The organism is Pedobacter sp. BS3, assembly GCF_008274585.1.
Taxonomy (GTDB): domain Bacteria; phylum Bacteroidota; class Bacteroidia; order Sphingobacteriales; family Sphingobacteriaceae; genus Hufsiella_A.
On sequence record NZ_VTRT01000015.1, the window covers coordinates 1 to 18,576 of the forward strand.

At 41.8% G+C, this 18,576-nt stretch carries 18 protein-coding genes; 13 read left to right on the forward strand and 5 right to left on the reverse strand.

The genetic code is table 11. From position 1 onward, the window contains the following. Window positions 1-75 precede the first annotated feature (75 nt). Both FW774_RS20085 and FW774_RS20090 read right to left on the reverse strand, forming a co-directional pair. A complete protein-coding gene (locus FW774_RS20085) occupies window positions 76-684 on the reverse strand; it encodes an OmpH family outer membrane protein (RefSeq protein ID WP_149350303.1) in 609 nt (202 codons plus the stop codon). Between the two features lie 307 nt (window positions 685-991). Continuing rightward, window positions 992-2,455: a tetratricopeptide repeat protein gene (locus tag FW774_RS20090; RefSeq protein ID WP_149350305.1), complete on the reverse strand. Its 1,464-nt coding sequence runs from the start codon at window positions 2,453-2,455 to the stop codon at window positions 992-994. Between the two features lie 111 nt (window positions 2,456-2,566). On the opposite strand from FW774_RS20090, the gene FW774_RS20490 reads away from it, so the two are divergent. From FW774_RS20490 to FW774_RS20110, 5 genes are all read left to right on the forward strand, one after another. Further along, window positions 2,567-2,713: a hypothetical protein gene (locus FW774_RS20490; RefSeq protein WP_187774969.1), complete on the forward strand. Its 147-nt coding sequence runs from the start codon at window positions 2,567-2,569 to the stop codon at window positions 2,711-2,713. 19 nt (window positions 2,714-2,732) lie between these two features. After that, a complete protein-coding gene (locus FW774_RS20095) occupies window positions 2,733-2,921 on the forward strand; it encodes a hypothetical protein (RefSeq protein ID WP_149350307.1) in 189 nt (62 codons plus the stop codon). Window positions 2,922-3,433: 512 nt separating this feature from the next. Then, window positions 3,434-3,991, forward strand: a complete 558-nt coding sequence (locus FW774_RS20100; protein WP_149350308.1) for an outer membrane beta-barrel protein — start codon at window positions 3,434-3,436, stop codon at window positions 3,989-3,991. A gap of 141 nt (window positions 3,992-4,132) precedes the next feature. Further along, window positions 4,133-4,867 (forward strand): hypothetical protein, encoded by a 735-nt coding sequence (locus tag FW774_RS20105; RefSeq protein WP_149350310.1) that lies wholly within the window; start codon window positions 4,133-4,135, stop codon window positions 4,865-4,867. Window positions 4,868-5,094: 227 nt separating this feature from the next. After that, window positions 5,095-5,577 (forward strand): hypothetical protein, encoded by a 483-nt coding sequence (locus FW774_RS20110; RefSeq protein ID WP_149350312.1) that lies wholly within the window; start codon window positions 5,095-5,097, stop codon window positions 5,575-5,577. Between the two features lie 77 nt (window positions 5,578-5,654). Here the strand turns inward: FW774_RS20110 and FW774_RS20115 are convergent, their stop codons facing one another. Beyond that, a complete protein-coding gene (locus tag FW774_RS20115; RefSeq protein WP_149350314.1) occupies window positions 5,655-6,269 on the reverse strand; it encodes a porin family protein in 615 nt (204 codons plus the stop codon). Window positions 6,270-6,620: 351 nt separating this feature from the next. Between FW774_RS20115 and FW774_RS20120 the strand changes: the two genes are divergently transcribed. The 8 genes from FW774_RS20120 (at window position 6,621) to FW774_RS20155 (ending at window position 15,531) form a co-directional block, all read left to right on the forward strand. Further along, window positions 6,621-7,361: an isoprenyl transferase gene (locus tag FW774_RS20120; RefSeq protein WP_149350316.1), complete on the forward strand. Its 741-nt coding sequence runs from the start codon at window positions 6,621-6,623 to the stop codon at window positions 7,359-7,361. 61 nt (window positions 7,362-7,422) lie between these two features. Next, complete coding sequence (gene bamA / locus FW774_RS20125; RefSeq protein ID WP_149350318.1) at window positions 7,423-9,984, forward strand: outer membrane protein assembly factor BamA; 2,562 nt, start codon at window positions 7,423-7,425, stop codon at window positions 9,982-9,984. A gap of 2 nt (window positions 9,985-9,986) precedes the next feature. Beyond that, complete coding sequence (locus tag FW774_RS20130) at window positions 9,987-10,517, forward strand: OmpH family outer membrane protein (RefSeq protein ID WP_149350331.1); 531 nt, start codon at window positions 9,987-9,989, stop codon at window positions 10,515-10,517. A 40-nt stretch (window positions 10,518-10,557) separates the two neighbouring features. Then, on the forward strand, window positions 10,558-11,124 hold the full coding sequence (locus tag FW774_RS20135) for an OmpH family outer membrane protein (RefSeq protein WP_149350320.1): 567 nt from the start codon (window positions 10,558-10,560) through the stop codon (window positions 11,122-11,124). Window positions 11,125-11,549: 425 nt separating this feature from the next. After that, window positions 11,550-12,953 (forward strand): dihydrolipoyl dehydrogenase, encoded by a 1,404-nt coding sequence (lpdA, locus tag FW774_RS20140; protein WP_149350322.1) that lies wholly within the window; start codon window positions 11,550-11,552, stop codon window positions 12,951-12,953. 401 nt (window positions 12,954-13,354) lie between these two features. Further along, the gene (locus FW774_RS20145; RefSeq protein WP_242457898.1) at window positions 13,355-13,774 is read left to right on the forward strand and encodes a sterol desaturase family protein; all 420 of its coding nucleotides are present in this window, start codon (window positions 13,355-13,357) and stop codon (window positions 13,772-13,774) included. A gap of 23 nt (window positions 13,775-13,797) precedes the next feature. Further along, a complete protein-coding gene (murB, locus tag FW774_RS20150) occupies window positions 13,798-14,814 on the forward strand; it encodes a UDP-N-acetylmuramate dehydrogenase (protein WP_149350324.1) in 1,017 nt (338 codons plus the stop codon). A 177-nt stretch (window positions 14,815-14,991) separates the two neighbouring features. Further along, on the forward strand, window positions 14,992-15,531 hold the full coding sequence (locus FW774_RS20155; protein WP_149350326.1) for a sigma-70 family RNA polymerase sigma factor: 540 nt from the start codon (window positions 14,992-14,994) through the stop codon (window positions 15,529-15,531). A 298-nt stretch (window positions 15,532-15,829) separates the two neighbouring features. On the opposite strand, the gene FW774_RS20160 is transcribed toward FW774_RS20155, so the two are convergent. Both FW774_RS20160 and FW774_RS20165 read right to left on the reverse strand, forming a co-directional pair. Further along, window positions 15,830-16,357 (reverse strand): SRPBCC family protein, encoded by a 528-nt coding sequence (locus FW774_RS20160; RefSeq protein ID WP_149350328.1) that lies wholly within the window; start codon window positions 16,355-16,357, stop codon window positions 15,830-15,832. Window positions 16,358-16,561: 204 nt separating this feature from the next. Continuing rightward, window positions 16,562-18,043, reverse strand: coding sequence for a phytoene desaturase family protein (locus FW774_RS20165; protein ID WP_149350330.1), 1,482 nt, complete (start codon window positions 18,041-18,043; stop codon window positions 16,562-16,564). Between the last annotated feature and the right edge of the window lie 533 nt (window positions 18,044-18,576).

The following is an 18,576-nucleotide window of genomic DNA, read 5'->3' on the forward strand; positions in this document are numbered from 1 at the left end:
CAGTTCATCAATAAACAGAATAACAGACCGCTAAATCATTTAAAATATGCTTTGGCTTTTTAATCGCACAACACGTTATTTTTTAGTTTTCTGGTATGCCTCATTTAATCCTTTCAGAACATCCTGTGTTACATCCAGGCTTTCATCGGCATACAGTAAGTTGGGGTTTCCTTTAGAATAGGTAAGCACCATTTTATAACCTTTTTCTTTGGCGTAACCTTTCAGGTAATCGGCAACTTTATCGTAAAGCTTTTCGTTTTCGGCAGCCTGTTCATTAGCCAAAGCAGAGCTTGCATTCTGGTTATAGGTTTGTAGTTCCTGTTGTTTTCGGGCTAAGCGTTGCTCTGTTGCAGCACGTTCATCGGCGCTCATGGTTTGCGCATTTTTCTGGTATTCGGCAACTTCCTTCTGGAAAGCAGTTCCTTTTGACTGAAGATCGGCTTGAGCTTTTTTAGATTTGCCTTCCAGCTTGTCTTTCAGGTCTTTAAAGTATTCGTAGTTCTCTAACAGAGAGTCTGAATTTACAAATACAATGGCTTCGGCAGGTTTTTTCTCGCTTACATTTCCGGCAGGAGCGGATGCAGATGTAGTAGTTTTTGACGAGTTATTGTTGCATGAAACGGCTGCTACAGCTATTAAGCAGGCTGCGCCAAGTCCGGTCAGTTTAATGAAGGTTTTTTTCATCCGGTTATTTTTATTGTCTTTTTTATCAATTTGAAATTTAAGGCAAAGATACTATTGTTAAGGTAAAAGGTGAAAGGTTTTAAGACGTTATAAGTTTTACGTGGTACGTTTAAGTATAGCCCGAAAGTAATTTAATTACGACAGTTGACAATTGAGAATGGACAAGTGACAACAGTTGACAAGTGACAGTTGATAATGGACAATTGAGAATGGACAGTTGACAATATCAACAATTCAACAATATCAACAATTCAACAATATCAATACACACTACTCAATACCGGATGTGAGAGAAGGCTGGCCGAGGTTAATCGCCGCTCTTTTTAAATCCCAGCGACTGTGCGTTGTGCAGCATTTCGTTAATATGAAGGATCTTGTTGTCGATATCGTTTACGCATCTTTCAAGCTGCTGGATAAACTCTTCCCGGTCAATTAAATTATCTTTTTCCAGGCTCATTAAACCTTTTATAGTGGCAATGGGACTACGGATCTGGTGCGATAAATGAAACGAATATTGTGACAGCTTATCGTTTTTAACTTTTAGGTCGTTGGTGCGCTCGCTGATAATGGCTTCGAGGTTATGATTAATACGGTCAAGATTTTCTTTTTGCAATAAAATTTCCTGGTTGAGGGCAGTAAGCTGGTTATTGGTACGCTGTTTTTTCTTAACATTATTCAATAGCATAATGACAACAACGGCCAGTAAAGCGGCAATAAGAATACTTGACCAGAGTATTACCCGGCTGGTACGCTGTTTCTGGATAGTCAGCTCATTTTCACGCTGAATTTCACGGGCCTTGTATTGCTCCTGTAACAGGCTGATCTTCTCGGATATATTATTTTTATAGGTAAGACTATCGCGGCGGTAAACCTGTTGCAGGTAATTAAATGCCTGCTTGTAGTTGCCCCGTTTTTGTTCTAACGTATAATAACCTATCAATAGATCGTAATACAGTTTCTCATCTTTAATCAGTTTGGCGTATGTAATACCCTCTTTAATGGCGTTTTCGGCTTTGGTAAGCTCATTTTTAGCGATATAGACCAGGCTTAATGTGATATTAGTACTGGCTATAATGAAATTCAGGTTGCTTTGCCTGGCAATAGCTATGGCCTTTTTAGCAAAATCCTCAGATTGGTCAAAGTTTTTAAGATGACGATATACAATACTAATATTTTGATAACAGATTGCGATGCCGGTATTGTTATTGAGCAAAGAGAATTGGGCATGGCTTTTTTTAAAATATTGAAGTGCTTCTAAATATGCTTTCTTTTTTTGACAAACGATGCCAATATTTAGAAATAATCCGGCTACGAGTTCTTTTTCGCCAATATTCTCAGCAATCTTCAGGGATTCATGATAATATTCTAGGCTTTTGTTGTAATCTACATCTCTGTATAAATTCCCGATATTATTATAAACTTTTGCTTCCCCTTGTTTATCCTTTAATTCACTATATAGGCTTAAAGAGCGTAGAAAGTTCTGTATAGAGCTGTCGTTCTGATTTAAATAATATTTGGCAATTCCACTAACCCGGTATGCTTCGGCGATCCCTCGTTTATAATTTATTTTTTTCGATAGCGAGAGAGCGCTGTCAGCATATTTCTGGGTTTGGGTGGGGTTGGTCAGCCTGATGCTATAGCCGCGTTCATTAAGGGAAATAATTAAGTTCGTATCAATGCCAGCCTTTGTTTCTGCTACAGATCTGTTAGTGCAAACGCCTTTGTTTAAATACAGAAGAAAATACAAAAGCAGAAGGCTTAGGTGTCTCATTTTTAATTTGTTGAAACAATAAAGTTCGGATTTACGTAATAGACTATCAATAGTTTGTAAACAATAAGCTATAAATATCTAATTTAATTTCTCATTTTAAAATTAAACATCATGAAAAAGATTGCTATTTTATTGATCGCCGCATTTGGTTTAACTTTTACTGCCTGTAAAAAAGATGAAGTTGTTAAACCTACTACTACTTCAAAAGTCCCGGTAAACGGCGGGCCTGACCGGAAAGAATCTACAGGTTGGGATTAATAGTTAATTGTAGAAAGTTATGAAAAAGATCATTTTAATTGTCGCTTTTGCTGTGGCAGGTGCAATTGGTTATGCATTTACAATAGATCTAAAAAATCATCGTGCAGAAGAAGCTTCTCACCAGTTGATCAACCCGCCGGCTACACCAGTTCCTGCGCCGGCAATGGACAATAACACTACTGATAAAACAGTTTCCGGCTGGGATTAATTTTGGCCGGTAATACCTGTGAATGTCAACCTGTAAATGCCTGCGTTAGCCGGTGCATTTACAGGTTTTTGTAATTTCCCTAAGCTTTTCTGCATAGGCGGGCTCTGCTTTACATATTCGGTAGGAGTAATAAATACCCGTATGTTTTTTAAACGCCCGGTAAAAAGCAGCCTTTCGCCCCCACAATCTGTCCGACCATGGGCGGATAGAAATATAGTTTTTATGTATTATACCAACACAATAATGCCTTCGGCATAAGAGATCACCGTGTGTTGGCAATGCCATACGAGAAAATTTATTTTCCTATATAACTTTCATATCAGCTATTTTTTGTCCCTTAACCGATGTCTCTATGAGATTTAATTAATAAGGGTATCTCATATCCATCCCCGGCGTTTAAATAAGCGTTTTCATTTTGTTGTCTCACTTTATAAAGTGAGCCTTTTTACCCGTTTAAGGCCACTATTTTCGGGTCGTTAATTCATTTTTTCCTCACTAAAACAAACAACAACATGAAAAAAGTTTTATTCTTAATTCCGCTTATGGCACTGGCTGTAGCGGTATCGGCGCAAACGTACAAAAAGGTAAAAGTAGACATCGGCTTTGGTTATGCCATTCCTAAAGAAAGCGGCGGAGGCACTAAAGGAGGTGTTACATTTACGTTAGAACCCCATTATCGTTTAACAGATGCTATATCTTTAGGATTGCGTTTGGAAGGTGCTGCTTTAGCTCATGTAAACAACCTTGGCGGCGAAGATTCTGATGCTAAAGTATCCGTACTAAGCTCATACTGTGTCACCGGTGAGTATTACCTGGGTAAAAGCAGTTTCCGCCCTTTTGTGGGTGCAGGACTTGGATTTTTCAAATCGGCATCTGTAACTCTTGATGATGACACCATGAGCGGTGGCAGTGCGCCCCAGGTTGTTCCCGGCTCATCAGATTTTGGATTTTTCCCGCGTGTTGGTTTTGAAACCGGTCACTTCCGCATGTCTGCCGAATACAATATTGTAGGCAGCGGCGGATACTTTGCTGCCAAGATCGGCTTCTTCTTTGGCGGGGGTAAAAAGTAGTTAAAAGTTGAGCGCAACGAAATCCCCCCGAGTAATTCGGGGTTCGGGATTGAAAGTATAAAGTAAACAATAATCATCATGTGTATGCACGGAGAAAATGTGCGACACATGATGATTACATCTCTCAAAAAGACAAATCTCATGAAAAAAGTAAGTTACTTAATGTGCCTCGCTCTTATTGCGCTGGCAATTATATCGTGTAAAAAAAAGAAAGAAAAAGACACGGATGACGCCTACGTGTGTACAGCATGTACGCAAATTCCCGAGGGTTTAGCCGCTAACGATAACAGCAGCAAAGGTATTTACAAAGGCGTGATAATAGGCTCCAGCGGCACCATAAAGTTCGATATTGCCAATACCAGCAGTAACGCTATTACGGCTGTTCTGGTAATTGACGGGGTTTCGGTTAACCTGACCACTACGTATACCTGGTCATCGGGAGGTATTCAGGCAGCGCCTTTTAAAGGTATGTTAAACGGGCAGGAACTAACCATTAATTTTTCTGTAGGCGCCAATGGTACAGGGGCAACCATTGTGTCGGCAACCATTCCCGGCCACCCCAATGCCAGTTTCAGCATAGCTAAAGAAACCTCAACGGCCCTGGCAAGATGTTATGAAGGTACTTATCAGAATTCCAAAAATGAAAAAGGAACGTTCAATATCATTGTTTCAACGCTGTTAAAAGGCTGGACCGGAAAATCGAGGGAAAACGGTTCATCAGAAACTACGGATATAAGCGGCAGTTATGTGAACGATAAACTATACTGGGGCAGCGGAACTAATATAGAAATTGCCACAATGGATGGCGATACCTTTAGCGGTACTTTTAATGATGGCAGTTCCAATATAACTGTAAAGGGTAAAAGAACCTTATAGTGCCTGTTTCAACAACTTAAAGATGAAAGCCCTGGCTGCCCGCGAAGGCATCGCCGTAAAGAGAAAGATGCCGTAAAGATGATTTTACCAATTGCATATAATATGCGTTTGGTATAGATATCTGGGTGAGGAAGTAAGGGCATCTTTAACTGCTGACAGCGGCGTTGAGCCCTGTCAGCATTGTTTAGCGTATTTTTAAAAAGGTCTCATCAATAAAAAATAAACGGATGAAAAAAGGACAATTAATTTACGTTTTCACGCTGCTTTTTACCTTAGCCGGTTTAACTCAGCAAGCAGATGCCCAGATCTATTTAGATAATATGGTAGATAAAGCATTTCAATTTCCGAACGGCACAACAGAATGGTCAAATCCTCTTCTCTTGAGGCTTACATCGAAAAAACTCGAGGACAAAGGTTTAGAGGCTGTTCCGTTAGAATTCAGGATAAAAGTGAAGAAAAAAATGGCGATGGCCTGCCACTACACCGTAGAGGTAAAAAGTCTGTCGGACAAGCAAGGCATATCGTTCGAAGCCCGTAATGATTATACCGATGCCCTGAACAAATATATCTATCACAAAGTAAAGCTTAAGCCCGGCGAAACACAAACCTTCGATATTATTTACGCCAGATTAGGGTGTAAGGTAAAAGAAAAGGAAGATTGCCCTAACTGCAGCTGGCATTTTACTTATGTAGAAGTTAAGCCGCTTTAAGATCGGGGCTTATTGAAGATAACAGGTAAGGCAGCCTGACGGTGGCTGAAACGCTGTCAGGCTGCTTTTAACATCGGTTACAAAAATTTAATGCCCAGACCTACCTGCCAAACCTGGTTTTTAAATTCCGGGGTTTCGGTAGTGCCGTTTTCGTTGTTTTTCTGGAAATCAAGGGCGTAGCGGCCGTTCAGAACTAATTTTGAGCCAATATCCAGGCTAATGCCTATAGTGCCGCCCAGGATGCTTTTCTTAAATTTATCCGCATCGTCTTCAATGCGGGTTTGTTCAACAGTGCCCAGGGCTCCTTCAAATTTATTGTTGGTTTTGGTCAAAAAAGATACCTGCGGGCCAAGCAGAATGTTAAAGCCGGGGGCAGCATTAATTTTTGCCTGTATAGGTATCTCGATCCAGTTGGTGGTTTGCGTTAAATGCCCACCGAAGCGATCAGCTTCGTAACCCTTTTGTGAGAATAGCAGCTCCGGCTGAAATCCGAGCCGGTCAATAATGGGTATGCTCACAAAAACTCCGGCATGAAAACCGGTATGGTAATCCGTATTAAAGCTGTCATCACCGGTTTTAATAATGTTGCTGAAATTAAAACCGCCTTTTATACCAACATTCGGACCCTTAAATTGGGCTTGCAGAGAATGAATGGTCAAAATTCCAAGTAGTGTAAAAAATATCTTTTTCATACTAATACTAATTTTTTAGAGTTCATAATAACATAGAACATACACTGGTATGCTTTGTTTACCGGCTTTTAACTTTTTGTAAGAGAAGCAACCGGGCCCGGGGATCTGGAGTTTTGAATTATTGCTATGTTTTTATAGGGCATCAATGAGCCCGCCGGCTGGCGGGGTTTTTTACTGTTGAATTTTGACTTATTATCAAAAGTAAATTTTACCTTTGTGCGCTGATTTGCATGGGGTTGAGACCACACCGGCATTTAATAAAAATAATAAGCAAACTAAAACTGATCAGTTACAAAAGCATGGCGTTGAGAACATGCAAAAACAGCTGTCTGTTTAGTTCTTGAGAATTTAATGGGTTTACGCGAACAAATTGATATAGAAAAGCTTCCCAGCCATGTAGCGGTTATTATGGATGGAAATGGACGCTGGGCAAAAGAAAAGGGGAAACTACGGGTATTCGGGCATCATAATGGTGTAAAGTCTGTACGCGAAACGGTAGAAGCTGCCGCCGAGCTGGGTATCCAATATCTAACATTATACGCATTCTCAACCGAAAACTGGAACCGGCCCAAGCTGGAAGTTATGGCGCTAATGGAATTACTGGTACATACCATTAATAACGAGACCAAAACACTGCTTGAGAACGGTATCCGGCTTAATGCTATCGGCAACCTGAAAGCGCTGCCGGATAAGTGCTACAAGGAATTGCAGCAGGCAATAACGCAGACAGCAGGTAATACACGTACCACGCTTACCCTGGCATTGAGTTACAGCTCACGGTGGGAAATTACAGAGGCCGTAAAGCGGATAGCGCAGGAGGTTAAGGCTGGTTCATTGCAGCCCGAAGACATTACCGAGCAGCTGTTTTCAAACCATTTAAGCACTGCCGGAATGCCGGATCCTGAACTCATGATACGCACCAGTGGCGAATTTCGTATCAGTAATTACCTGCTCTGGCAACTGGCTTATGCCGAATTATATTTTACCCCTAAACTGTGGCCTGATTTCCGCAAAGACGATTTTTATGAAGCCATTATTGACTATCAAAAACGCGAGCGTCGCTTCGGTCTCACCAGCGAACAGGTTAACTAATTTTACTTTTAACACTTTTTAACAACTGATTGAGTTATTTTAGCAGCCATATAAAAAATCAATGAACAAAATCTTCATTAGTATACTTTTTCTTGTTTTATCCGTATCGGCCATGGCACAAATCGGCCGGCAACCGCTCCAACCGGGCTTAAGAACATCGCAAAGCGGCGATGACCCCAGCTACCTCAATCCAAAAGAATATGTTATTGGCGGGGTTACCTTTACCGGCATCAAGTTCCTGGATAAAGACATCCTCACTCAAATAACCAAGCTGAATAAGGGAGATATGATCACTGTGCCCGGCGAGGCAACTTCCGGAGCAGTTAAAAATCTGTGGGATCAGGGCTTGTTTGATGACGTAAAGCTCAACATCGCCCGTATTAATGAAGATACCATCTATTTCAACATCGATGTTACAGAGCGCCCCCGTTTAACCCGTATGGATTTTAAAGGCATGCGTAAAAGTGAAACCGATGAAATTAAAGAGAAGCTCAACGATAAAAAAGGAAAAGTGGTTAATGAGAACCTGTTAAACACTACCAAAGCCATTATTGAGAAATATTTTGCCGAAAAAGGTTTCTTATTTACAACAGTAGATATCAAACAGCAAAAAGATCCTAACGAGCCGAACAGCCTGATATTGGAGGTTGATGTAGATAAACACTCCAAAGTAAAAGTGCACCGCATTACATTTGAAGGGAATAAGGTGTTTAAAAGCGCTCAACTGCGTAAATACATGAAAAAAACGCATCAACAGGCATTTTATAAAATATTCGGTTCAGGCAAGTTTATGCAAAGCAAATACGATGAGGATAAGGAGAAGATCGTAAGCAAAATGCAGGCAAAAGGCTACCGCGATGCCGAAATTCTGAGCGATAGTGTATACCGGTACAGCGATAACACCGTTAATATCCATATCAAGTTGCACGAAGGGCCAAAATATTACTTTGGTAACATTACCTGGGCCGGTAATGCCAAGTACTCAACCGAGACGTTGAATAAGCTGCTGGCCATAGAAAAAGGCGACGTATTCAGCGAAGAAAAATTACAGAAAAAGCTGAGCAGCAGCCCTAACAGCGACGATATATCATCGCTGTATATGAACGATGGTTACCTGACCTTTAATGTTGATCCCGTACAAACCAAAGTGTATGGCGATACCATCGACCTGGAAATACGCATGTACGAAGGGCCACAGTACACTATTAACAAAGTGATTTTAAAAGGTAACGATATCACCAACGATAAGGTAGTGCGCCGGGAAATACGTACCAAGCCCGGGCAGAAGTTTTCTAAGGATGCCGTGGTGCGTACCACTCGTGAAATTGCCCAGTTAGGTAATTTTGACGAGCAAAAAACCGATGTAAAGCCTATTCCAAATCCTGTAGATGGAACGGTAGATATTCAATATACCGTAGCCGAAAAGCCGTCAGACCAGATTGAGCTATCCGGTGGTTTTGGCGGTGGCCGTATTATCGGGACGCTGGGCTTGACGTTCAATAACTTTTCTGCCCGTAACCTGTTTAATCTCAAAGAATATAAGCCCCTGCCTAAAGGCGATGGACAAAAGCTGAGCTTACGCGGACAAACCAACGGTAAACAATATCAATCATACAGCTTCTCATTTTCAGAACCCTGGCTGGGTGGCAAAAAGCCTATCTATTTTGGGATCAGCGCCTTTACATCGCTGTCAACCTATTCCAATTACGATTATTACTCCGGCAACTACCAGGAATCGCCAACAGATCCCCGTATTCGTTTAAACGGGTTGACCTTTAGTCTGGGTAAACGTTTGAAATGGCCCGACGATTATTTCCAGTTAACTCACTCGATCAACCTGGAACAATACAAACTGCGAAATTATACCGGCTTCCTGTTTTCAACCGGAACATCGTATAACTTCAACCTCACCGAAGAGCTAAGCCGTAACTCGGTTGACGCTCCGATATATCCAACATCGGGAACCAATATTAAGTTAACCCTGCAGGCTACGCCGCCGTACTCCTTATGGAACCATACCAATTACGCTATAGCGCCCGATGCCGAAAAATATAAATACACCGAGTACTTTAAAACCAAGTTTGAAGCACAGTGGTTTCAACGCATTTACGGTAAGCTGGTGTTAAAGGCACAAACCCAATTCGGATTTTTGAGCGCATATAATTCGGCTGTAGGCCAACCGGCATTTGAGCGTTTTAAATTAGGTGGAGACGGTATGCAGGGCTTCGACTTCCTGCAAGGGTCAGAAATTATTGCCATGCGTGGTTACAGCAATAACTCGGTGATCCCGGTAGGTTCAAACCCAACCATTGCACAAAATTCCGGTAGCCCGATATTTAATAAATACATTTTAGAGTTGCGCCACCCGATAACCCTGAACCAGCAAGCCACCGTGTTTGTGCTGGCCTTTGCCGAAGCCGGTAATACCTGGGACAGGTTTAAGGATTTTTCTCCGTTTAACGTAAGACGGTCGGTAGGTGTGGGAGCACGGGTATTTTTACCTATATTTGGATTGTTGGGTATTGATTACGGGTACGGATTTGACAAAATACCCGGTATTCCGGATGCCAACAAAGGACAATTTCATTTCAGTATAGCACAACAGATGGGAGGATTTAATTAATGATGAAGAAGTTTTTAATAACAGCAGTGTTTGTAACTTTTGCCGGTGTTTCGGCTTTTGCTCAGCGATTTGCCTATGTAGACAGCGAGTATATTTTAAAACATATACCTGAATATGTATCGGCACAAAAGCAGCTGGATGCCTTGTCAGAACAATGGCAGAAAGAAGTTGATGCCCGTTTTAGCGAGATAGACCAATTGTATAAAGCCTACCAGGCAGACCAGGTGCTGCTTACAGACGATATGCGCAAGCGTCGTGAAAATGAGATCGTAGATAAAGAAAAGCAGGCCAAAGAATTTCAGAAAACCAAATTTGGCTACGAAGGCGATCTGTATAAAGAACGTATCAAGCTGATAAAACCCATACAAGACCGTGTTGCAAAAGCGGTTCAGGCTTATGCAGATAATCAGGGTTTAGATATGATCTTCGATAAAAACAGCCAGATAACACTATTATATGCCAGCACTCGTTTAGATAAAAGTAACGATATAATTGTCCGTTTAGGATATAAGCCCGGCACATTTGCCAAATAAATAAGTAAACTCTCAAACACAATAGAACAAAAGAACAACGATGAAAAAAGTAATTAAATTAGCGGTAGTAGCGGCGGGATTATTTTTAGCAGGAACCACGGCGAATGCACAGCAGAAGTTAGCGCATATTAATTCGGCAGATCTGTTGCAGTCTATGCCGGAGATGAAAGCTGCTGATGCCAATTTCCAGACCTTTCAGAAACAGAAACAAACCTTGCTTCAGCAAATGGACGACGAACGTCAGAAAAAAATTACAGCTTACCAGGATAAATACAAAACCCTGAGCGAAGCCAATAAAGATGTGGTACAAAAAGAGCTGTTAGGCTTGCAAAACGAAATTCAGGACCTTGAAAAACGTTTAGGCGAAGCCCAGGAAAAAGCACAGGAAGAGCTGAAAGCAAAACAAGCCGAATTATACCAGCCTGTATTCAAAAAAGCAGAAGATGCTGTGCGTGCAGTAGCTAAAGAAAAAGGCTATGCGTATGTATTTGATATATCGCAGCCCGGTGTAGTATATTTTGATGGCGGCGAAGATATCCTGGCAACAGTAAAAGCCAAACTGGGTATATCTGCAACCTCAACAGCAGCCCCGGCTCCTAAAAAGTAATCAACATTAATTTTCAATACAGGCGGCGATAACTGATAAAGTTGTCGCCGTTTTTGTTTATACCTGGTATTGAGTAGTGTGTATTGATACTGTTGAATTGTTGATACTGTTGAATTGTTGATATTGTTGAATTGTTAAAATTGTCAACTGTCCATTCTCAATTGTCCATTGTCAACTGTCCATCATCAACTGTCCATCATCAACTGTCAACTGTCACTTGTCCATTATCAACTGTCACTTGTCGTAATTAAATTATTTTCGGACTATATTTAAACGTACCACGTAAAACTTATAACGTACAACTTCTACGTTTTAGCCTTCTGCTTTTAGCCCACCTTATGCCTCCAACCTTGTGCCTTTTACCTTAAAACCTTTCACCATTTACCTTACAATATGTACCTTTGTCGCATCTTAAAAAAATCCTCATGCAATACGATGTAGTAGTAATCGGTAGCGGACCCGGCGGATATGTAGCCGCAATCCGTTGCGCCCAATTAGGACTAAAAACGGCAGTTATAGAAAAGTACAGCACTTTTGGCGGAACCTGCTTAAATGTAGGCTGTATACCGTCGAAGGCATTATTAGACTCATCAGAACATTATCATAACGCTGCGCACACGTTTAAAACCCACGGCATTGAGCTGAAAGATTTAAAGGTGAATATCGGCCAGATGATTGCCCGTAAAAATGTAGTCGTGCAGGAAAATACCGCAGGTATTGCATACCTGTTTAAGAAAAATAAGATTACTACGTATCAGGGCTTAGGTTCATTTGTAGATAAGAATACCATTAAAATTGCCAAAAACGATGGTGCCGAAGAAACCATCACGGCTAAGAACGTGATTATTGCAACCGGGTCAAAACCTACGGCGCTACCGTTTTTACCCATCGATAAAAAGCGTATCATCACTTCTACCGAAGCCCTGAACTTAACTGAAGTGCCTAAGCATCTTATTGTTATCGGCGGCGGTGTTATTGGTTTGGAGTTAGGCTCAGTGTACGCCCGTTTGGGAGCTAAGGTAACCGTAATTGAATTTATGGATGCCATTATCGGCACAATGGATAAAACATTGAGCAAAGAGCTTCAAAAATCGCTGGCGAAGCTGGGCTTTGAGTTTTTGCTGAGCCATAAAGTTACCGGCGCACAGGTAAAAGGTAAAAAAGTTACGGTAACTGCCGATAATCCGAAAGGTGAGCAGGTAACCATCGAAGGCGATTATTGCATTGTAGCCGTTGGTCGCACCGCGTATTCCGAAGGATTAGGTCTTGAAAATATTGGTATACAACTGGAAGAACGTGGAAAGAAAATTCCGGTTAATGAGCACTTACAAACCCCGGTTGAAGGTGTGTATGCCATTGGCGATGTAATTAAAGGCGCTATGCTGGCTCACAAGGCCGAAGAAGAAGGCGTATTTGTTGCCGAAACCATTGCCGGACAGAAACCACACGTTAATTATAACCTCATCCCTGGCGTAGTGTATACCTGGCCCGAAGTTGCCAGCGTAGGTTATACTGAAGAGCAGTTAAAGGAACAGGGACGGAAGTATAAAACCGGGTCATTCCCATTCAAGGCCAGCGGACGTGCCCGTGCCAGTATGGATACCGATGGCTTGGTAAAAGTATTAGCCGATGCTCAAACCGATGAAGTTTTGGGTGTACATATTATTGGCCCGCGTGCTGCCGACATGATTGCCGAAGCCGTAGTTGCTATGGAGTTCCGTGCTTCTGCTGAAGATATTGGTCGGATATGCCATGCGCACCCAACCTATACCGAAGCGCTAAAAGAAGCCGCACTCGCCGCTACCGAAAACCGGGCGATACATATTTAGGGTTAAGTCAAAATTAAAAAGCCTGTCCCTGGCTTGAGTTTCAGCCAGGATATTTGGTGTTGCCTAACTTAAGCCTTAAATACAGGGAAAAGTTATGAAACTTTCCCCTGTATCTACGACGTTATAAACGCCGGGCAGAGCTGCGTTCATTTTGCAAACGAGCGCAAACAAGATGACTGGTTGTGTTTACGCGATACGCTGTGAACCATACAGACATTGTCAACTCTCCATTGTTAGTTGTCAATTATTAAAGATTACTTTCGGTCTTTCCGACTTTCCTAACTTACAAACTATAAGCCATGAATCATGAACTATTAGCCATCAGCGATATTCAACTTCCGGTCTTGCTGACTTTCGGACTATAAACTACAGCGCATGAGCCATACGCCATCGGTATAATCTTGCTTACTTTTATAGGTATGGAGGCGTTGTCGTGGCTGATGCATAAGTACTTGTTTCATGGGCCGTTGTGGTTTATCCATAAAACCCATCATCAAAAACGGAGCGGCTGGTTTGAGCTGAACGATGTTTTTAGTGTACTGTTCGCGGCTATAGCCTTAGGGCTCATGTATGCCGGGAGACAAACGTTCGGTGCCGGTTTCTGGATTGGCTTAGGTATTTCCCTTTACGGGATATCATATTTCATTTTTCATGACTGGTTTATTCATAACCGGTTTAAAGCCTTTAAAAGTAATAACAGGTATCTCAGCGCCATAAGAAGAGCGCATAAAGCGCATCACAAGTCGATGCATAAAAAACCGGCTGAGGGACTTGGCCTATGGTGGGTTTCTAAAAAATATTTCAGGAAAACTCAGCAATAAATACGAAATTCGGCAACCGAAACATGATACAGATCCTTGAGAATTTCCCGCTGAAAAACCTGAACACTTTTGGTGTGGAGGCCCAGGCCCGCTGGTTTGCCGAGGTAAATACACCGGAAGATCTGCAGCAGCTCTTTACTTCTGATATCTGGAAAAACCATAAACGCTTTGTGCTCGGTGGTGGCAGTAATGTGTTGTTTACGCAAGATTTTGATGGTCTGATCGTGAAAGTCAATATTCGGGGCATTGAATATCGTGAAGAAGGTGATGCTATCTACGTGACAGCCGGTGCCGGCGAAGTATGGAACGATCTGGTAACTTTTTGCGTTGGCCGCGGCTTTGCAGGTTTAGAAAACCTGAGTCTTATTCCGGGTTCTGTAGGCGCCTCGCCGGTACAGAATATTGGCGCTTATGGTGTAGAAGTTAAAGACGTGCTCTATTCATGCAGCGCTTTTAGTACAGATACCGCACAGATACGGCAGTTCTCCAATGCCGATTGCCGTTTCGCTTATCGCGACAGCGTGTTCAAAAGTGAGCTGAAAAATAAATTCATTATCACACAGGTTACTTTTAAGCTTTCAAAGATACCGCACCTCAAACTGGAGTATGGCGCTATCCGGCAAGAACTGGCTAACCGGGGTATTAGCAATCCAACCATTAAAGACATTTCGGATGTAGTTTCACAAATTCGGGTAAACAAACTTCCCGACCCGTCTACCATTGGCAACGCGGGTAGCTTTTTTAAAAATCCCATCATTCCGGTCGACAAATTCAGACACTTGCAGTCTGCTTTTCCGGACATTGTACATTTTTCTGTAGACACTCATCACGAAAAAATATCCGCCGGCTGGATGATTGAAAAATTAGGCTGGAAAGGTCGTTTTATTGGTCCGGCCGGAACCTGGAAAAACCAGGCTTTAGTCCTCGTTAATTCCGGAAATGCCACAGGAATAGCGATTTATGAGCTTTCTGACGCGATTATAGCCGATGTTGAAAAGCATTTTGATATCACCCTTGAGCGGGAAGTAAACATCCTGTAATTCCCCTTTTTTATTAATTTCTTGTTAAAAGTGTATTAAAATATGAAAACGTATTTTCCTGTTTTTAGTATTTAGCATGATTGTTGTATTTATCCAAACGGTCGATTAGTTAATCATATCAGTTTGTTAATCGCCGCGATTAGATAACTAAAGTTTAATCCCAAATCTTAGCAAGAAATGACAAATATTGAATTTAACACCATGGTAATGCGCCAGGCAAGCTCTTTAAAAATGTACGCTTTACATTTTACTCATGATGCTGATGATGCTAACGATCTTGTGCAGGATACTTTATTAAAGGCAATTACTTATTACAATAAGTTTAAGGAGGGTACAAACCTAAAGGGCTGGCTGTATACCATTATGAAGAACACCTTCATTAATAATTACCGCCGGTTTGTTAAAATCAGTTCGTTTGTTACCAAAGCCGAAGAAATTTCATCTGCCAACCTGGTGTTCAGTTCAACCAAGAACCAGGGCGAATCAAAATTTATGATGGACGATATTAAGATGGCGCTGAATAAGCTGCCTGAAGAATATTATGTGCCTTTTACTATGTATTTTGAAGGATTTAAATACCATGAAATTGCTGATCATCTTGCTATTCCCATCGGGACTGTAAAAACCCGTATCCACGTAGCCCGCAAGCTGCTGAAAAAAACGTTAAAGCCGTATGATAACGGGGTAAGAAAACCCGTTTATGCCGAGCTTGACTAAATAAGCCCCTTTTCTAAACTCATCATATAGGTGCTCAGGTTCCCCGCCTGGCACCTTCTTTTTTAGTGGAAAGTTCTAAGGCTATAAGTTATATGTTGTAGGAGAGTGGTTTAAGGCTTATAGTTCATGGTTCATGGCGCATAGTCCGGAAGTCGGAAAGTCAGTAAAGACCGCAAGCAGAACCGTGTTATGAGCTACGAACTGTGGGTTACAAAACCTGTAACACGTAACTCATAACAGGCAACAATAAAACAATTTAACAATCTAAAATCGCATTACGCAATACCCAAAAAGAAGTTTACCCTTCGCAAAGTTTCTTTAAATCAGCCAAGCCTTCATCAAATTGCTTCTCCATTGAACCTTTCATGCAGAGCATCATCCAGCGTTCTAAAAATGATTTATTTTCGCCGCTCATTGTCCAGGTTACTTTGGTACCCTGATTAATTGGCTCGAATATAAATTTGGTGTCGGCTACTGATTGCCAGGGTTGAATAAATGCAAGTTTAAAATCCACCTGTTTATTGGGCTCTAAGTGTATAATTTCCATTTGCCCCTCGCCGGTTTTTTTGCCATGCCAGGTATAGCAATGTCCGGGCTGGGCGGGAGTTCCTTTGATTTCTACTTTTGCCGTGGTGTCCATCTTGCTCCAGGGTTCCCATTTAACGAACTGGTTCAAATCGGCGACGTTGTTAAATACCACACTGTCTGCAGCCTGAATTTCGGCGCTTCTGCTAATGAAATAGGTTTTGGGAAGTGCCAAACCTACCAGAACATAGATGGCAGCTATAATAACAATTATGCTTACCAGGATTTTTAAGAATTTCATTATTTAAGTTTTTTGGTTAGTCTAAAGTACATATTTTCTGAAATACCTGAATTTTAAGATAGGTATATTTTGCTTTATCCCCGGCCTGTCCCCTGACGAGCCCGGAATACCTGATTGTTTTAGTTGGTCTGTTAGGGGACAGACCAAGGGAAAACATATAGAAATACACTACTTTCTTTTTTATAGGGAATACTATCGTAATTTTTATGCTTTACCCAAATATCTCATTGCCTCTGTCGCAGCAATCCTGCCCGAAATAATAGCAGGAGGGACGCCAGGGCCGGGAACAGTGAGTTGGCCGGTAAACAGCAGATTTTTGGTTTTTTTAGAGCGCATTTTAGGTTTCAGGAAGGCTGTTTGGCGAAGCGTATTAGCCAGTCCGTAGGCATTGCCCTTAAATGAGTTGTAATCGCTAATAAAATCATTAATGGCATAGCTTCTTTTTACAGTTATAAAAGGGGTGATCTGCTGACCGGTGATTTTCTCAAAGCGGCTTATGATCAGGTTGAAATAGTGTTCGCGTATAGTTTCTGTATCGGTCAATCCGGGAGCTATGGGTACCAGGAAGAATAGGTTTTCACCACTTGGAGGAGCGACAGATGGGTCGGTTTTTGAAGGGCAACAAACGTAAAACAAGGGTTTATCCGGCCATTGCGGCTGTGTATAGATATGGTGCGCATGTTGGTCAAAATCTTCATTAAAAAATAAATTGTGATGCTGAATGCCATTTACCTTTCCGGATAATCCGATATAAAATAACAGGCTGGAAGGAGATAAGGTACGCTTATCCCAATAGGATTCGGAATAGTTGCGGTCCGGCGGAGCAAGCAATTGCTGGTCTACGTGAGCGTAATCGGCATTGGCTACAATAAAATCGGTTTCATAAAATCCGGAGGATGTTTCTATCCCTGTAGCCAAACCGTTGCTGGTACATATCCGTGTTACACGGGTATTCAGTTTAAACTGCACGCCCTGGCTGTTTGCAATGGTAACCATGGCTTTTACAATTTCGTTCATGCCGCCCATGGGATACCAGGTTCCCAGCTTTAGATCGGCATAGTTCATTAAGGTGTACAATGCGGGGGTATTTTGCGGTGTCGCCCCTAAAAACAGGGAGGGAAATTCAAGGATTTTGATGATCCGTGGATCATTAAAATAATGCCTGACGTGTTTGGCGATACTTGCCAGCAACTGGATTTTAAGACTTTGCCTGAGTAGTGTAATGCTTGCAAACTCGCGTATGGAGTGCGAGGGCTTAAATACATAGCTGCCCATGCCTACACGGTATTTATATTCGGCTTGCTGCAAAAAGCGGTCGAGCTGGAGGGCAGCGCCCGGTTCTATTTGTTCAAATAACTGCCGGATATGTGTTATTCCGGCCGGTACATCCAGGTATTCGTCTTTGAAGAATATGCGGTAAGCGGGATCGAGTTGCCTGAGCTGGTAGAAATCAGATGGCTTTTTGTTGAACAGGGCAAAGAAATCTTCGAAAACATCGGGCATCCAGTACCAGCTGGGGCCCATATCGAACGTAAAGCCGTCTTTCTCCCAAACGCGTGCCCTGCCGCCCGGCTGTTCGTTTTGCTCAAAAATGGTAACTTCATAACCAGCCTTTGCCAGCAACGCTGCGCTTGCCAGTCCGGCAAAGCCGGAACCTATAACGGCGATCTTTTTATTGAAAGTCAAAATTCAAAAATCAAAATTCAGAAGTCTAACGCATATACCGGTACCTTGTTCAGCCAAAATTAAAAATTATCTTCGATGGGCTTTTTAAATGTCTTCTTTAAGATTTTTATCAACTTACGGCGTTACAAACGCCGGATAGTGAGGGGCTGACCAAAAAGCTCCCGTCATCCCGAGACGTAGTCGAAGGATCTCCGCCAGAAGTACTTAGGAAAGAGATTTTGCTTCGCAGCTACTTCGTGGTCTCCTCTCCCGATCCCGTATGTACGGGAGGGATCGAAATGACGCTGCTTTTTGACTTTTTGGTCAGCTCCATATGAGCAGCATTTACCAATGCTAACCGGCAATGAGTTAGCATGGCTCTCTTGTATCTTTTCCTGTAAAGACCACTTACGGCAAATTTTCTATTTTTTTAATAGTTTACTTTATTTTGATTAATCTAAATAAAAGATTAGCATTACGTGTTGTGCGATTAAAAAAAAGATAGAAATGAAAGAAAAGGTTGCGCATTTTACTGAGAAACAGTATATTAAAGA